This is a genomic window from Erythrobacter sp. S259, assembly GCF_057364965.1.
Window position 1 is genome coordinate 1,345,223 of sequence record NZ_CP200286.1, and the last position, 16,470, is coordinate 1,361,692.

13 protein-coding genes and 2 pseudogenes are annotated in these 16,470 nt (G+C 56.4%); all 15 read right to left on the reverse strand.

What is annotated here, in order from left to right; genetic code table 11:
- Positions 1–2 precede the first annotated feature (2 nt).
- A complete protein-coding gene (locus AC0V60_RS06370) occupies positions 3–926 on the reverse strand; it encodes a crotonase/enoyl-CoA hydratase family protein (RefSeq protein WP_486177661.1) in 924 nt (307 codons plus the stop codon).
- 225 nt (positions 927–1,151) lie between these two features.
- Positions 1,152–3,050 carry an XrtA/PEP-CTERM system amidotransferase gene (locus tag AC0V60_RS06375; protein ID WP_486177662.1) on the reverse strand — a complete coding sequence of 633 codons (1,899 nt, stop codon included), beginning with the start codon at positions 3,048–3,050 and terminating at the stop codon, positions 1,152–1,154.
- 13 nt (positions 3,051–3,063) lie between these two features.
- Complete coding sequence (gene xrtA, locus AC0V60_RS06380; RefSeq protein WP_486177663.1) at positions 3,064–4,095, reverse strand: exosortase A; 1,032 nt, start codon at positions 4,093–4,095, stop codon at positions 3,064–3,066.
- Complete coding sequence (locus AC0V60_RS06385) at positions 4,085–5,077, reverse strand: glycosyltransferase (protein ID WP_486177664.1); 993 nt, start codon at positions 5,075–5,077, stop codon at positions 4,085–4,087. Before AC0V60_RS06385 ends, xrtA begins: the two co-directional genes overlap by 11 nt.
- 38 nt (positions 5,078–5,115) lie before the next feature.
- Complete coding sequence (locus tag AC0V60_RS06390) at positions 5,116–5,307, reverse strand: hypothetical protein (RefSeq protein WP_486177665.1); 192 nt, start codon at positions 5,305–5,307, stop codon at positions 5,116–5,118.
- Between the two features lie 11 nt (positions 5,308–5,318).
- Positions 5,319–6,379, reverse strand: a pseudogene (locus AC0V60_RS06395) (FemAB family XrtA/PEP-CTERM system-associated protein).
- Positions 6,379–7,308, reverse strand: coding sequence for an XrtA system polysaccharide deacetylase (locus AC0V60_RS06400; RefSeq protein WP_486177666.1), 930 nt, complete (start codon positions 7,306–7,308; stop codon positions 6,379–6,381). The pseudogene AC0V60_RS06395 and the gene AC0V60_RS06400 overlap by 1 nt, the downstream one beginning before the upstream one ends.
- A gap of 4 nt (positions 7,309–7,312) precedes the next feature.
- Positions 7,313–8,596 (reverse strand): XrtA/PEP-CTERM system-associated ATPase, encoded by a 1,284-nt coding sequence (locus tag AC0V60_RS06405; protein ID WP_486177667.1) that lies wholly within the window; start codon positions 8,594–8,596, stop codon positions 7,313–7,315.
- A gap of 24 nt (positions 8,597–8,620) precedes the next feature.
- Positions 8,621–10,246, reverse strand: coding sequence for a preprotein translocase subunit YajC (locus AC0V60_RS06410; RefSeq protein ID WP_486177668.1), 1,626 nt, complete (start codon positions 10,244–10,246; stop codon positions 8,621–8,623).
- A 2-nt stretch (positions 10,247–10,248) separates the two neighbouring features.
- Complete coding sequence (locus tag AC0V60_RS06415) at positions 10,249–11,298, reverse strand: P-loop NTPase family protein (protein ID WP_486177669.1); 1,050 nt, start codon at positions 11,296–11,298, stop codon at positions 10,249–10,251.
- A 10-nt stretch (positions 11,299–11,308) separates the two neighbouring features.
- A complete protein-coding gene (locus tag AC0V60_RS06420; RefSeq protein ID WP_486177670.1) occupies positions 11,309–12,679 on the reverse strand; it encodes an XrtA system polysaccharide chain length determinant in 1,371 nt (456 codons plus the stop codon).
- Positions 12,654–12,833, reverse strand: coding sequence for a hypothetical protein (locus AC0V60_RS06425; RefSeq protein WP_486177671.1), 180 nt, complete (start codon positions 12,831–12,833; stop codon positions 12,654–12,656). The genes AC0V60_RS06420 and AC0V60_RS06425 overlap by 26 nt, the downstream gene beginning before the upstream one ends.
- A gap of 18 nt (positions 12,834–12,851) precedes the next feature.
- Positions 12,852–13,493 carry an XrtA/PEP-CTERM system exopolysaccharide export protein gene (locus AC0V60_RS06430; protein ID WP_486177672.1) on the reverse strand — a complete coding sequence of 214 codons (642 nt, stop codon included), beginning with the start codon at positions 13,491–13,493 and terminating at the stop codon, positions 12,852–12,854.
- Positions 13,494–13,674: 181 nt separating this feature from the next.
- Positions 13,675–14,906, reverse strand: a pseudogene (locus AC0V60_RS06435) (pyridoxal-dependent decarboxylase, exosortase A system-associated).
- Positions 14,903–16,450 (reverse strand): acyl-CoA ligase (AMP-forming), exosortase A system-associated, encoded by a 1,548-nt coding sequence (locus AC0V60_RS06440; protein WP_486177673.1) that lies wholly within the window; start codon positions 16,448–16,450, stop codon positions 14,903–14,905. The pseudogene AC0V60_RS06435 and the gene AC0V60_RS06440 overlap by 4 nt, the downstream one beginning before the upstream one ends.
- Positions 16,451–16,470 lie beyond the last annotated feature (20 nt).

Genomic DNA, 16,470 nt, shown 5'->3' on the forward strand with positions numbered 1-16,470 from the left:
GGTCAGGCCGCAGCCAAACGGTCCGCAATTCGGCCTTGAGCTGCAACAAGTCTGCTCATCACTTTGAGGTCGGTTTCGCTAAGCTGAAGCGCAGTATCAGCCCAAAGTTCAGTGATCGCATTGAGTTCAGCAAGCTCGATTGGCCATACGAGACCAGTGGCTTTGCGCGCTGCAACCAAGCCAGCGTGTCGCCGTTCCGACTTCTTGATAAATTCGCGCACCGCGCTCTCACCTTCGCCCGGCTCCACGACCTGTTGAACAATGCCGAAATCATACATCTCTTCAGCGGTATACGTTTTGTTCGACAGAATTATGCGCTCAGCCATGGCAGTGCCAAGTTTGCGCGAGAGGAAGACATGCGCCCCCATCCCAGGATACAAACCAAACATAATCTCCGGCAATCCAAACGTCGCCTGGCGCTCTGCGATGATGTGATCGAACGACAAAAGAGATTCGAACCCGCCACCAAGCGCTGCACCTTGTACAAGTCCAATCGTGAGCATCGGCAAATCGAGCGAACGCGCGTTGCGCTCTAGGATCGCGCAGCACCGGTGGCCATATTCCACCAACCCATCGCGGTCCTTTGACCGGATCAAATTTTGAAAAAGCTCCAAATCACCGCCGAAGCAAAAGACGTCCTGTGACCGGCTCCCGAGTATAAGATAACGAAGCGGCACATGGTCCGCACCAAATCCTGCTGAGATGAGTTCTTGCCATGCTTCAAAATTTTCCAGCATGGACGAAGTGAAACTTGGGCGTCCAGTAGGCCTCATGTAAGTCCACAGAGCGGCACTACTGTCGTCATACAGAACATCAAGTTCTGAAAGCTTGAAAAGTCCTTCAGGAACGGCGTTGTTTAGAACGCTCGATGACATAGCTTCGCCTTCTTCAGAAAACGAAATCGGATTTCCAATGCTACTGTCCACGACACCGAACTCCGGACTTGACCCTAATTACGGTGATCTATTGATCATCCGCCTGCACCACGTGATCGCGCTGCGTTGATGAGAGACTACTCCGATTTTGCGATATTTTGCAAACATATAATTTGAACCGCCGAATAGTCTTGGCCATTGCTGTGACAAAATGAGACAGGGCTGTATAATTTTATTACAAAAGCGTTGACATTATTTCCGGCACTCGCGGGCTGATCAACCTTGCACCTGAAGCGCGCGAAGTGATTTTTCGAGCATTAACAACTGCCAAAGCGTTCGTGAATGATCGCTTCGACCCGAAATGTGGGCCTCGGCCAGATTGCCCACAGTTTGTCCATTGATCCATCCAGATTGAACCAATTTGGAGGACCTGGAAATAGAGCGAATTTGGTCGGCCAGAGGCCCGCGCATCCACAATGCTATCGGGGTCACAAAACCTTGCTTGGGACGGTAAAGCACTTCGTCTGGAAGGTAGCGCTCCATGCATTTTTTAAGCAGATATTTGCCGGTTTTGCCTTTCACTCGCATGCCCTCCGGCAGTTTCGCTGCGAACTCCACCAATCGGTGATCGAGCAGCGGCTCCCTCGCTTCAAGGCTCACCGCCATGCTTGTTCTGTCGACCTTAGTAAGGATATCGCCGGGAAGCCAAAATGTGAGATCGGCATATTGCGCACGGTCGAGCCCGCTTCGCGCTGGGGCACTTGCCATCACGGCGACGAGTTCATCTTCTGCCTGAAACCCGCTTAGCTCGCGGCGATACTCATCAGAATACAGATCATGCCTTATGCGCGGCGTGGTCACACCAAGTGCGCGGGCATAGGCAGCCTCTCCATTCTCAGCGAGCGCCAGAAACGTGGTTTTCGCACGCAGAGCCCGGGGTGCCCAATCGGCTTTTGGCCAGGCTCGGCCCAGAGCGCCAAACACGGACCCGCGCACGCTTGATGGGAGCAGCGAGCGCACTCGGTCTTCATTGTGTTGGAAGACTTGTCTGCGATATCCGGCAAATGCCTCGTCCGCGCCGTCTCCAGAAAGCGCTACGGTCACTTTCTTGCGCGCCAATTGACACACCCGCCAAGTTGGCAAGGCGGATGCATCGGCAAAAGGCTCATCAAACATCGCAGCGAGCGTGTCGATTTCGGCAAAATCGTCGGGGCTGACGGTCTTGGCTTCGTGTGATGTTGCGAATTGCTGAGCGATCTTCTCAGCGTAACTCGTCTCGTCGAGCGCCTCTTCGTCAAAGCCGATTGAACATGTGCGAACAGGCTGCGCGCTGGCCTCGCTCATCAGGGCAACAACGCTCGAGGAATCGACACCGCCGGAAAGGAATGCGCCCAAAGGCACATCAGAGACCATGCGCGATTGCACAGCCTCGCGTAGCAAGTGAACCAGCTCCGCTGACAGATCAGCCTCGTTACCAGTAGCCCGGTCTGCAAAGTTGATATCCCACCAACGCCGCTGCTCATTCAAGGGCTTACCTTGATCAAGCAGCAGAAAGTGGCCGGCCCGCAGTTTGGAGACCCCCTCAATTATGGAATGAGTGTCGGGCACATACCCCCATGCCATAAAGGCGTCGAGCGCCTGCGGGTTCATCCGTCTACGCATTAAGGGATGAGTGAGCAGCCCCTTGAGCTCAGAGGCGAAAATCAAGCTTCCATCAGAAAGCTGCGACAAGAACAGCGGTTTGACGCCAAATCGGTCGCGGGCGAGGAACAGTTGCCTTTTGTCAAGATCATAGAGCGCGAAAGCGAACATGCCATCAAGACGCGAAAGGCAATCAGGGCCCCATTTTTGCCAAGCAGCCAAAATGACTTCCGTGTCGCCCTGCGTTTTGAAGCGCGCACCGTCCCTTGCAAGCTCATCACGCAGCTCGCGAAAATTGTAGATCTCCCCGTTGAAGACGATCACGGCCCTTCGATCGGGCGAATGCATCGGTTGAGGGGACCCTTCAAGGTCGATGATGGAGAGGCGTCGATGCCCTAACCCAATGCCCTGATCGATCCATACCCCGGAACCATCTGGTCCTCTGTGGACCATAGCATCGCACATGCGCTCGACCCGGCTAGGATCGACCGGCTTTGGCGTTTCAGAATGAAATATCCCGGCGATCCCGCACATTATGCAAACGCAACTAGCCTAAGGATGCAGGAGCAGCAATGACTGCGACCGAGCCTGCGCATAAAGTCATAGCCAATATCGCGGTGAGTACTGCTATTGGACGCGCGAAACCTGTCTCGAGACGTTTGATCAGGCCGAAGGATGAAAGCTCACTGACGCTCCACCCGTATTCTTCAGGGTCGAGTTCAAAAAACCTCCACGCAAGGCCCAAGATGAACACAACGACGAAAGCGAAGAAGAACCAACCATAGAACACATGGTCAAATCCAGCGGCGAATTCGACCCCTTGGCTTTGCGCGATATAGACGGTGCCCCACGCTCTAATGCCATTGGCAATGATCGGGACAATGATCGACACCGCGATAAAACCCAAACGATTAGACCAACGCTTAAAGCGGGTGAATGCCACCAAAATCGCAAGCGTGAACATGGCGATGAGGAAGCGGACACCGGAACACGCCTCGGCAACAATGAAGAGGCCAACGGGTGTGTCGATATAAATGCCGTCAAAATGGGCCGGAATACCGCTCCAATCGGTGAGAGCGATTGCGATGTGCGCTGTGATCACCTGCAAAGGTTCAATTATCTCATCACCAAACGGAACGAGAAACACAGCGAAACACAAGGGTAGAGCTATGAGCGTTGAAACGCGGGGGCCAAGCGAGGCGATGACCAGCCCTTGAAGCGCTCCAACGGCCCCGGCATGCGCGATGAGGTTTGCGCCGCTTACCCGGCCAAGCAACCAGAGCCCCAATCCCGCTGCAAGGACGCACAGACCCGGTAACCAGGGGCGCGGATCAAGCGTGACGAGCTGACGGGCTTTTAACGCGACAAGCCACCCAATGATAACCGGCACGAGGAGGACATGGGAATAGGTGTCGATATTCCACCATTGGTGAAGCATCTCTGCCCATTCGCGCATAGTGATTGTAAAGAGGGCGAGGGTCCCGAGCGCTAAAATCCCTAAGGCCTCGCGCCATGCTTTGCTGAGCGATCCGAGACCCATTGCTTCAAGCCTGCGATTGAGAGAAGCGTTATGCTGCATCGCGCGTCACCCCTTCCCTCGATTGAACAAGCTCATCGAGAGGGCTGAGCACCGCGTCCCAGGCATGATTGTCCAAAACAAACTGCCGCGCATTGCGGCCCAATTCGGCTGCTCCTGCTGGATCACCCAATAGCTTATCCATCGTCGCACACATGGCCGCCGCGTTTGCCTCGCACAGAGCCCAATGCACACCGTCGGTTGCATCAATGCCTGTCGCTGCTTGCGGTGTCAGGACCACAGGGCGCGCCATCGCCATCGCCTCAAGAACTTTGTTTTGCACACCCCGCGCAATGGAAAGGGGCACAACGACGCAGTCAGCAGCCGCGATGAAGGGACGCACATCGGGAACCTCTCCCCAGATTGTCACACCGTCCCGTGCCGCGTCCTTCACGCGCCGCGTTGGGCTGCGCCCAACGACGTGGATTTCCGCATTAGGATGCTGAGCGCGGTATGTTTCCCAAAAATTATTGATCGCCCAAAGTGCAGCCTGTTCGTTGGGCGCGTAATCCATTTGGCCGGTAAACACGAGATGCGGACCGGGACGCGAGACGATTGCGCTGTGAGGCTGGGTTTTATCGGGGTCGAAGAATTGCGCATCAATGCCGTTTCCAATCACTTGGACATTGGTGCCCGAGGCATCCTCCAAGCGGGAACGGAACAGTGACGCTTCATTTTCGCTGATGAGTACAGTTGTATATGCGCGTTTTGCCAAGCGTTCTTCTTCACGCGAAAGCAAGCGGCCTTCCCGCGCATTGAGCCAGACCCGCTGGCCTGCCTGCGCATAGCTTTCAAATTTGGCGCTATCCACATCGCAAAGGTCAACGACAACACGTCCGGCAAAATCGTCGGGAATGTACTGTCCCATCTGGCCTGAGAAAACGAAGATCGTACTAATCGGCCTGCTTGCAAGGGTATCATGGACCCATTTCTCAAGACGATCACTGTGAAACGCAGTCAGGCTGACAGGCTTGCCAGATAGCACGGCTTCAGCGCCTGCAAGGACGAGCGGCTTGCTCCGGTTTACGACCGAATGAGATGCGGCGATTGCATTGACCTGCGCCCCCCAGCCCTGTCCTCATCACTTTCTGCAAAACAGCCGACATGAACAGGTGCGAGCTGTGCGAGCTTCTTCAGCAGGTTGCTGCTGCGGATCTTGTCTCCGCGATTGGGCGGAAACGGCACCCGGTGCGCCAGAAAGAGAATTTCGCCCACGCCAAAGTTTCCTATGCAAGGCCGCGGGCGATGATTGGGCCCAGGGTGTTTGCCACAGGCAAAGGAAGCTTCTTCCAAAGCTCAATCTTGCGGCTGTAAGCTTCGCTGGTCGGATCGACATCGCGTGCCTGCGCGCCGGGCGGCGTCCAGGTGGCATAGGTGAGAGGCTCAGGATCAAAGCCCCAGTTCTTCTTGAATTTTGCAGGCCCGCTGGCGATTTTCGACCGCCCAAAATCAAACCGCAGAATGCCCCTGCTGCGTGCATGGCGCATTAGCTCAAAATACATCAACTCATTGGCTCTCGCCCCGCGCGCTGCAAAGCCGCCTCCCCCCAAAATGGGAGCACTGCGCCCCCATGATAAAACGAAAGCACGCTCGCGAGGGGCTTGCCGTCTCGCGCGATAGTCAGAATGTCGCTTTCATCCGGAAATGCTTCAAGCATTTTACGGAAAAGAGCTTTGGGAAATACAGGCGTACCTAGGTTTCTGACGCTTTCGGAATACGCGGCATAATGCGCGGCCAAATCCTTGGACGATCGGCCTGTGAAAACATCGAGACCGTTCTTCAATCCTTTACGCACCTCGGCACGCGACTTTCGAGGAATAGCAAGCAATTCTGCTTCGTCATCCTCGGCAAGATCGCGCTCAAAGCCGCAATGTTTGTCGGCGACAGCCTGCCAACCATCCGGCACGGGGCCGCCGCGCAGTTCGGCGCTGCCTGCGCCCAGTTTTACCGCAAGCGCCTGCGCCGCGGTTACGAGCTCGCGGGCTGCCTCAGGCGTTTCGGCGACGATCCCGCCGCCAACTCCAAACCCGCTCGAGACCAAAGCTTTGCCAAAGAGAAACGAGCGCACCTCAGTAAGGGGCAGCCAGCCCCGAATAACGCCGAGCTGCTGCACCAAGATACCGCCGGCACGCTGACCTGCTCCGCGCTCTGCCGCCAGAAGCCAGGCGGGACGGTGAAATATACTCGCCCCCATTTCTTGCACGAAAGCATCAATGCGTAAGGCTTGCTTTTTGTCCGAAAGATCGACGCTTTCGGCCTTCACAGTAAGATTGACAGGAGCATTCATCACACGGCCTCAGCGGCCTGGGATGCAGGTGCGAAATCGAAAGCCCGCCTCGCCTCTACCTCAGCAAGCTCATCCATCCGGCCCCAGCGAAAATCCTTCACAAGCTTAGTGAGCTTGGGCGCCATCTTTTTGAGGTTTGTATAGTGCCGCAGTTTTGAACGAAGCGGCGCATTTGGCACCCGTGGTTGATCTGGGTCCACTTCCCATGGGTGGAAATAGAAAACCGCAGGGCGCTCATCTTCTCGGTTCACCTGAGCGATTGCCCAGCGCGAAAATGCATAAGGAAGAACGCGAAAGAAACCTCCGCCGCCCGCAGCCAACCGGCGTGAGCCAAGAAGCGCTGTTGTCACCGGGATTTCGAGCATCCGCGAGCCAGATACAGGGCGAAAAGCAAATCGGGGAGCTTCGCGCCAGCCATAATGATCGTGAACAATCGGGGCGACGCTTGAGGAATAAGTGTAACCTTGCGCTGCCAGCACATCGTATGCCCAAGACGAACGCGGGTCTATCGAAAAGCTTGGCGCACGATATCCAATGACCTTTTGACCTGATGCGTCTTCAAGGATTTCGCGGGTCTTACGGATATCCTCGCCAAATTTGGCGGGGTCCAGCGTGAATACACGCGTGTGATCATACCCGTGGCTTGCCACCTCGTGGCCAGCCTCTGCGATCCGCCGAATGATATGCGGACAGCGCTGTGCCACCCAGCCAAGAGTAAAGAACGTCGCGTTCACTCCCGCTTCGCCAAAGAGGCTAAGAATGCGCTCCACATTGCCCTCAACACGGCTTTGCAAACTGTCCCAATCATCGCGCCTAATTGCGTTCTCGAACGCGCCGACTTGAAACCAATCCTCTACATCAACCGATAGCCCGTTGATGATCGGCCGGTTGGTCGCGTCTTGAAAAGGAAAAGGACTTTGTGCGTTCATCGAATTAGGCCGCCTCGCGCGACTTATCGTCCTCAAGCCATTCAATCAGCATTGTCATGACGTGCCGGAACGAACGCTCCTGCTCCTCAAGGCGTGCTTCAATGCGCCCCAAAGCCATCGTCAGATCTTCATCGCCCACCGATTGCGGCATCTTGATTTCTGGTTCAGCGCCTGCGGCTTGAAGCTCGCCAATGGCTGCCTCAAGTTCAGCGGCCCGCGCATCGCGCTGCGCCATCATGGCAGCGACTTCGGTTGCCGGAACACTTTCAATTTGAGCTTCCGCTTCAGGATCGACCGGCTCTGCAAGAGCATCTTCCTCCGCAACAGCTTCCAATGACGACTTAAACTCCGGCACCGGCTCGGTGAGTTCGAGCGTTTCAACCTCGTCCTCTGCTTCGGATTGAACCACAGCGGTAGGCGCATCCTCCGGTTTCGGAGGATCCACCGCCAATGACCGCGCCTTTGATCCGCGCAATTGGTCCTCCTGCATTTCGTCCAGCACTGCATCCAACATGCGCAAACCGATCTCATCGCGCTCTTCAATAGCGCCGAGCAAAAGCACCCGGTTCATGATCTGGTTCACACGGCGAGGAATGCCGCCTGTCGCTTGGTAAAGCGCAGGCAAAAGCCCAGCTTCGAGCGATGGCTGGTGCTCCCACCCCACATGAGTGAGGCGGTGGTGGACGTAATCCTCCAGCTCTTCTTCATCGAGCGCCTCGAGGTGATGCGAGGCGATGATGCGTTGACGCAGCTGATCAAGGTTCGGATGATGCGCCAATGTTCTGCGGAATTCTGGTTGACCCAAAAGCAGGCTTTGGAGAAGAGGGTGGGAACCGAGCTGGAAGTTTGAGAGCATACGAAGCTCTTCCAAAGCGGTGAACTCAAGGTTCTGACACTCATCCACGATCAGAAGGCAGCGGCGGCCTTCACGCGCCTCATCTTGCAAGAATTGCTCAATCGCGCCCAATGCGCCCGCTTTGTCTTTACCATCCACAGGGATGCCAAAAGACTGCGCAACCACATGGATCAGCTCTTCGCCGTCAAGCGCAGAGGTTACCACTTGAGCAACGGTCAAAGCCTCTGGATCAATGCGCTCCATCAGATGTGCTACGAGAGTGGATTTACCAGCTCCCACCTCGCCAGTGATGACGATAAAGCCCTCGCCCTGATTGAGCCCATATCCGAGATAGCTCATCGCCTTTTTGTGGCTGGCACTCTCAAAATAGAACTCCGGATCAGGGGTCAGCTGAAACGGTCGTCCACTAAAACCGTAATAAGAATCGTACATTTTCCCTAACGCTCCATCGGTCCCTTAGAAGTCATACCGTAGGCCCAGCAAACCTGTGGCTGTGGCAAAGTCTTCATCAGTGAATTCGCTGTCGAAAAAGTCCACGGCAACAGCTGCCCGCGCAGACAATCGGCCTGCGATTAAGCGGCTGTAAGCGGCTGAGGCACCAAATGCGGTGAGATCGCCGTTTTCGTCGCCATCGGTTTTGAACAAATTTGCATAAGCGGTTGCGGACAGATCACCGCTGCGCCCAATGGCCCGGCTAAGCGAGCCAGTGACGTAGTAGCTTTCATCCACCACACCATCGATTGGGCCTAAAACGCCATCTGCATCAGCAATGAACGTGCGGCGATCATAGCCAACGCCGAGCGCTGCATTGAGACGGCCAATCTTTTGCTGATAGCTCGCTGCCACGCCTCGGCCCCGGAAGGCGGAACTGCGGACAGAGCCAAGCGGATTGACGAGGCCTACACCGTCATTGCTTTGCACAAGGCCGCCAAAGTCGCCTGACAGCGGGTTGCGCTGCGCTTCGAAGTCGGAGGAAAGCTGTGCGAGCGAATTGTTGAGTACACCGCCAAAGCCGGAGATACTGTCATAAACCTGCACCGCAAACGAGCTGCGGGTGCTCGGTACATAGCTGAAGGTCCCATAGTAGGTCGTGCTGTCATAGCGACGCCCCACGCGCGCCTCGAGGCTGGTGCGCGAACTTGGGCGCCAAAGGACACCAACGTCCCACAAAAGCCCATCAACATCGAATGCAACAATGCGGTCTGACGCGCTATCAGTTACAAGGCGGCCGCTTTCATCACGGATTGGATTGCCTGCTGCATCTAGGAGAGCATCGCGGGCGGAAACCTCAACGTCTTCATAACCGACGCCGCCCACAAGGGCGAGGGTTGGTGAGACAGGGACAGTGACGTCGCCGCGCACGTAAAGATCGCGCACCCGCTGATCAAGGTTAGAGACATCTTCTTGATACCCGCCTGCGGACACCGCCACACCGACCGGCAAAATATCACCTGGCGCAGTGCCAATCGCAGCCCGGCCCCCATAAGTGATCGAATCGTCGAATGTGTCGACTAGACCGCCGGTGGAATCGAACACCGCATCGTTCGCCTCAAAGCGGTTATAACCAACCCGGGCGTTACCCGCGATTTCGAATGCGCCAGCGCGGGTTTTGAATTCGGGCCCTACAAAGCCACTGAAAACCTGGCTCGTAGCATCATCGCTGACAAGCGGGTTTGCAGATACGGCCCCTCCTTCATCCACCCGCGAGCGGCTAGCCAATGCGCCTGCCTGGAGGGTGAGAGCCTGCGGAACGACCGAGAGATAGCCTCGAGCGATCCCGCTGACTGTGTCTGTATCAAGCGCATCATCGCCGTAGCTAATGTTGCGCTCATACCGGACAGAAACCGATGCGCCGCTGTTTCGACCACGCACACCGGTATCAACGCCGGCCGCGATTTGGGTAAATGTAAGCTGATCGCTTTCCGGGGAAAGCTGCGCTGTGAGAATTTGAGAGACCTCGATGTAAGGCTGGATGGTCACGCGGCTCTCTTGCCGGCTTTCTTGGCCGTCTTGAGCAAAAGCAGGTGCCGCAATCGCAAGCGTCGCAAATCCGGTCATTAGAGTTGCAGTGAGGGTACGCATTGTCATTCCTCCCCTTCGCCATAATAGTCGCCAAAGCGGCGACCCGACGGGCTGAATTGTGTTGCATTGAGAAGCAGTTTGATGTCGGAACACGCCGACAAGAGTTGCACCGCATCGTCGAGAGCAGCACGGCTTGTGTCGTCTGCTCGAACGACCAGAACGGTCTGGCCGACATGCGCTGCAAGCTCTGCTGCTGGTGATGCTGCAAGAGCAGGCGGTGTATCGAAAATCAGAAAGCGGTTCGGCGCCCCGCGCGTCAGGCGGTCTAGGACGTGACCCGTGCGAACGCTGGTCAAATATTCGGAATCGCGCGCGCTGCTTGTGCCTGCTGGCAGGACAAACAATCTTGGAATATCGGTCGGAGAAACAAGGTCCTCAGGACGCAGCGACTTATCCGCCAATGCATCCATAAGTCCGGGCCCTGTTTCGATGTCAAACCGGCGTGCAACCGATGGGTTGATCACATCGGCATCCACCAAAATCACCTCAACATCGCGCTCTGCTGCCAAAGCGATTGCAAGGTTCATGGCGCAATACGTCTTGCCTTCATCGGTGAGCGGAGAGCTGACCAGCACGCGGCGCGCATAATCCTCGCCTGAATGGCGCGCTTCTGCCAGAAGCTCGCGCTTGATGATGCGAAACTCTTCAAGAAGACCGGTGACCGGTGCCTCAGGACAAATCAGCCCCTCTTCTTGCAACACCTCTCGGTCGATTTGGACGCGCGGCCCGCGCAAAGTCACCGGACGCACCGGTTTTGGTGCAGGCTCGGCCACAAATTCGCTCGGGGGCGTCTCACGGGCTTGGTGCTCGACCTCGCTTTGAGGAACCGCAATTTGCGGCGCCGAAGAGGGCGCGGCACGCTTTGCCGGGGGGACAAATGGTCGCGGGGCGGCAGGCAGATTGGCCGGAACCGGCTTTGTGCCAAATCCGTCCAGGCCAAATGCCGCATCCGCCCGCTCCAAAAGAGAGGTGCGGCGCCGCATGGCGTTGTTGCTAGCCGGATCGCCCGCTGGGTTGGCCGTCTTGCGTGAGAAGTTGCTCTGGTCTGTCATCTTTGTTTCCTCACACAATCGTCCCAATCGAGACGACCTCGATGACCAAAAGGATGGCCAGCACGCCAAAGAGCCCTGCAAAAGCCCCCGCGAACTGCTTAGTGCGCCGCTTGCTATGACCCCTTGCCGCGTCAGAAAGGTTCAACGAAACCGAACCGATAACCGGCAGTCCCATTGATTTTTCGAGCTTTTGCGCCGTCACAAATCCAGATCTGAGCTGTCCCAAGACCCATGCTACACCCACGCCTGCGCCTATTCCGGCGATCAAAACTCCGAGCAGAAGCAGCGGGCGATTTGGCGCGGCTGGCGATTGGGGCACGACGGGAGGGTCGACCAAATCAAATTTGTATTGGCTGGTTTCGTCGACCACATCGCTGCGGGTGCGCAATTTCTCGCGGTCTTCCAAAAGGCGTTCATAATTATCGCGAAGCACCTCGTAATCTCTGCTGATCCGGTTGGCTTCGGCTGCCACTGCCGGTTCCGTTGCCTGACTGGCAGCAAGCGATGCCAGCTGCGATTGCAACGCAGCGCGGCGTGATTGAAGCGATTCTATCGAGGCCTGCCGATCAGCGCGAAGTGCTTGCAGCTGCGAATAGGCAGGGTTTGGCGTTCCAACCACTTCGTTAGGACCAGCGCCAGCGACTTGCCGGGTCAAAATCTCGACCTGACGCATTGTCGATACGACGTCTGGATGCTCTTCAGTGAGCCCGCGCGATCTAAGACCCGCAAGCTGAGTTTGAGCCTGAAGCAGCGCGGCCTGGGGACCTACAGCCTCAGCCGAACCAACGATTGTGCGCGGTGTGCTCGCAATCTGTGAATTCATCGCTGCCAGAGCGCTTTGTGCTGCGGCCAGATCCGCTTCGATATCGCGCAGTTCGGTGCGTGACTGCTGAACCCTCGTGGAAAGGGTCGCTGTCCCGCCGATCAGGTCAGGATATTGCGCCTCGAACGCCAGACGGCGCTCTTCGGCCTCTTCGAGTTCGTCTTTGCGCTCTTCGAGCTGTTCATTGAGATCACTGATCGCCCCGCTGATTTCAGCGCGATTGCCGGAAATATGCTCCTCGCGGAAAATATCGAGCAGCTTTTGTACGACATCACGCGCAAGAACTGCGTTTTCTGAATCGCTCAGACCGCCCTTGCCGACGGTCGCGCTGATTGAAAATAGCGTGTCTTCCTCGCTCTCGACCTGAACGTCTTTGGAGAGCGCACCGATCGCCGTTTCAAGCTGAGTGCGATCAGAAATGCCATCGCCAAGCTTCGTGGTTGTGATCACCTTCTCAAGGTTGACCGAGCTCAAAAGCGTCTGGCGAACTTGAGCGATCTCGTCCTTGCCATCGCCTGCAATTCCCAATTGCTCAGACAAAACGTCGTCCACATCCACAAAGATGCGAGCCTTCGATCTCGTACGTATTGGGAATGAGCGCCACGACGAGCCAGCCCAAAAGGCATACACCCCAGGCAACAGCAAGCGCGATCCAGCGGCGATGCCAGACCGAATAAAGCGCTGCGCGCAGTTCTTCGAAAAGTTCGTTCATTGTCCCGTCCGCGCCCCTTTAGAACCGGCTTTCGGGGATAAGGATGGTGTCCCCCGGCATCAGCATCACGTTGGCTGTGCTATCCCCGCGACGAAGCAGGTCAGACAGGCGCAGCTTGTATTCTTTCTGTTGCCCCGTTTCCCGGTCGATCCGCAGCAATTTGGAGCGGTTGCCTGAAGCAAATTCGCCCAGCCCTCCCACAGCAATCATCGCGTCAAGAACGGTCATATTTGCGCTGAAGGGGATCGACGTCGGCTGCGCAGCCGCGCCAACCACCTTGATTTGCTGATCGAAGGTCGAGTTGAAGTCGGTGACGATCACCGAGACAATAGGTTGTTCGATATACTGAACCAGCACATCGCGAATGTCGTCTTGCAACTCGGTCGCCGTTTTTCCAACCGCTGGCATATCACGCACCAATGGAATGGTGATCCGGCCATCGGGCCGCACTTGAATATCCTCAGCGCTCAGCTCAGGATTGCGCCACACATGAATGTTCAGCGAGTCTCGGGGGCCGATAAGATATTCTGTAGAAGGGGTAAGATCGCTTTCCACGTAACTGGCCGACGGCAGCTCTGGACCCGTCGCGGCGCAAGCTGCGAGCGTCATGGTCGCAAAAAACGCGCCTGCAAGACGGATAAAGTTGAGCGATTTAGGCATCGATGCAATTCCTCAAGGTCAGTTGTTGCGACAAGGTTTCTGGCCGTGCGAGGAGCGACCTCACGCAAAGACCTTTTCGCGATTGACTGGGAGTTACTGCCCAATAATGGTGAACATAATGTTAGTAATACTGGGACTAATGCCTCTCCATCCCATTTCGGGACAGGCGATTTAGTGAAGTTTAAACAACAACCTCTGCTGCTGGCCCATGTCCGAGGAAGTTTGCAGGTGATGCGGTTGCTCCATAAGCGCCTGCGCAGAACACAGCCACGAGATCGCCAACTTCGGCACGCGGAAGCTCAGCTGCATCTGCAAGCCGGTCGAGCGGGGTGCAGAGGCATCCCACCACATTTACAGTTTCATCAGCGCTCGCATCGAAGCGTGAAGCAATCGCCACTGGATAGTTACGCCTCACCACCGTTCCAAAGTTGCCAGATGCAGCCAATTGATGATGCAAACCCCCGTCTGTGATAAGATAAGTCTGGCCGTGGCTAACTTTTTTGTCGATCACCCGGCATAGATAAACGCCCGCTTCGCCAACAAGATAGCGGCCGAGCTCTACGCACAGATCGGTTTGGGCAAGATCGTCCGATTTGGCCGCAACCAATTCATGCAAAGCATCGCCCACAGCGTTTAGATCAAGCGGTGCATCGCCCGGAAAGTAAGGAATGCCAAAGCCGCCCCCCATATTGAGTTTGGGCAAGCTCGCACCGATTTGATCGGTCAGACTGAGCGCCAAGTTCAATACGTTACTTTGCGCTTCGATGATCGCTTCTGCGCTCAGGGTTTGGCTGCCGGTAAAGATGTGAAGCCCGCACCACTGTGCCCCTTGCGCAATGATCATCTTTGCAAGATCAGGCACTCGCTCGGCATCTACGCCAAACGGCTTTGCCCCCCGCCCATCTTCATTCCCGATCCTTTAAGCTCAAAATCAGGATTGACCCGGATCGCAATACGAGGCGTTTTGCCAATTCTCTGACCAATCGCAAGCGAACGCTGGGCTTCGCCTTCTGATTCGCAGTTGAGAGTGACGCCCGCTGCAAGCGCGGCCTCTAATTCATCATCACGCTTTCCCGGTCCAGCAAAGCTAATCCGTGCAGCGTCAATGTGAGCGCGCTCAAGCATTGCAAGCTCGCCCGACGACGCAATATCAAACCCGTGCACGAGAGCGGCCATATGCGCGATCACATCGGGGTGAGGGTTCGCCTTTACGGCATAATTGATGCCAATCTGCGGCGGTAAAGCCCCGCGCAATTGCGCAACGCGCGCGGAAAGATGGGTCTTTGAATAGACAAACAAAGGCGTTTGCCCGGCTGCCCTGACGAGATCACCAGCTTTGTGGCCATCAATCGCCAACTCGCCGTCGACCGCGCAATAACCAGCAGGAACAGGGCCAAGAGGTTTGGTCTTCATACGTCCTCTCCTGCGGTCAACTCACGATAGAGCGCGGCGCGATCAATCTTGCCATTGGGGTTGAGCGGCATTGCACCGACCCAATGGATTTTGTGAGGCTGCATAAAATTGGGAAGTTCCTTTAGCAGGGCTTTGGGAAGGCGAGTTTTTGCCTCTGCATCGCTCGTTTCTCTCACCACCAAATGCACCGCATGCCCAAGCCTTGCATCAGGAATGCCAAGAGCAACTGCCTCGGCGACAAAGCCGGTCGCCGCCGCAGCTTCTTCGATTTCTTGAGGGCTAATCCGGTTGCCTGCGCTTTTGATCATCGCATCTCGCCGGCCCACGAAATACAACAGCCCGTCCTCATCGCGAATAACTCGGTCACCTGACCACACAGCCAAACCGCCATAAAGCGAGCTTTCTGGAGCCGGCTTAAAGCGCTGCTTTGTCCGGGCTTCATCCTGCCAATAACCTCTGGCCACTAACGGCCCGCAGTGCACTAACTCCCCTTCTGCGCCTGGACCTGCGACCCCGCCCTCATCGTCGATGACTATGATTTCTGCAAAAGGGATTGCCGTGCCCATGCTCGTGGGATGACTTTCGACAAGCTCGGGCTCCAAATAAGTGGAGCGAAACGCTTCGGTCAGGCCGTACATGGGATAAAGGTCCGCGCGCGGAGATAGTCGCCTGAGATCGCCAACCAGATCAGACGTCAGCGCGCCGCCGCTGTTGGTGAGCCGCCGCAAAGACCCGCTTGCCTCATTCGGCCAGTCAAGCTCGGCCAATTGAACCCACAGCGGCGGCACAGCCGCAAGCGTTGTCACTTTATGCTTGGCGCAAGCTTTTGACACATCGCGCGGGAACAAAAAATCGAGAGGAACCACGCTCCCACCCGCATACCAAGTTGAAAGCAGCTGGTTTTGGCCATAATCAAACGAGAGGGGCAGCACCGCTAAAGTCACATCATCCTCTGCCAGCTTTAGGTAATGAGCAACGCTGACCGCCCCCAGCCAAAGGTTTGTATGCGTAAGCACAACCCCCTTGGGCTGGCCCGTTGAACCGCTGGTGTATAAAATGGCGCAGATATCGCCGGGATTGGCCGAAGAGGCCTCCAATCCCTGCTCAAGTTCAGCCGCCTCTTGAAGCGGTTTCGCCTCCTCAAAAAGCCCGCAATTGGCAGGAATATCCGCTTCTTTAAGCGATTTCAGCCGCGAGGGTGTTGCGATCAGTAATGACGCGCCGCAATCAGCCAAAATATGCGCCACCTGCGCGCGTTTGAGCAAAGGGTTTATCGGTACATGGATCAATCCCGCACGCGCCGCTGCCAAGGGGAGAAGACAGGTGAGCTCGCCCTTTGCAGCCCAGCTGGCAACACGCGCGCCTTTTGCGGGAAGAACCCTCGCCAACCATCCTGCCAAACGGGCCACACGCTCTTTTAACGCCTTGTGGCTAAGGGTTTGCCCACGAAGCACCAAAGCGGGTCTCTCACCCTGCCCATTGGCACACGCTCGTTCGGCGAGGTGATCCAGGGGAAACGGCGTCGGATCAGGGCTTTGGGTCATCAGGATCCTTTGAAAGGGCA

Excerpts from the sequence above, each read along its gene's own strand:
- AC0V60_RS06375 (WP_486177662.1), bottom strand. The coding sequence starts at position 3,050 with ATGTGCGGGATCGCCGGGATATTTCATTCTGAAACGCCAAAGCCGGTC.
- xrtA (WP_486177663.1), bottom strand. The coding sequence starts at position 4,095 with ATGCAGCATAACGCTTCTCTCAATCGCAGGCTTGAAGCAATGGGTCTC.
- AC0V60_RS06400 (WP_486177666.1), bottom strand. The coding sequence starts at position 7,308 with ATGAACGCACAAAGTCCTTTTCCTTTTCAAGACGCGACCAACCGGCCG.
- AC0V60_RS06405 (WP_486177667.1), bottom strand. The coding sequence starts at position 8,596 with ATGTACGATTCTTATTACGGTTTTAGTGGACGACCGTTTCAGCTGACC.
- AC0V60_RS06410 (WP_486177668.1), bottom strand. The coding sequence starts at position 10,246 with ATGCGTACCCTCACTGCAACTCTAATGACCGGATTTGCGACGCTTGCG.
- AC0V60_RS06415 (WP_486177669.1), bottom strand. The coding sequence starts at position 11,298 with ATGACAGACCAGAGCAACTTCTCACGCAAGACGGCCAACCCAGCGGGC.
- AC0V60_RS06425 (WP_486177671.1), bottom strand. The coding sequence starts at position 12,833 with ATGAACGAACTTTTCGAAGAACTGCGCGCAGCGCTTTATTCGGTCTGG.
- AC0V60_RS06430 (WP_486177672.1), bottom strand. The coding sequence starts at position 13,493 with ATGCCTAAATCGCTCAACTTTATCCGTCTTGCAGGCGCGTTTTTTGCG.
- AC0V60_RS06440 (WP_486177673.1), bottom strand. The coding sequence starts at position 16,450 with ATGACCCAAAGCCCTGATCCGACGCCGTTTCCCCTGGATCACCTCGCC.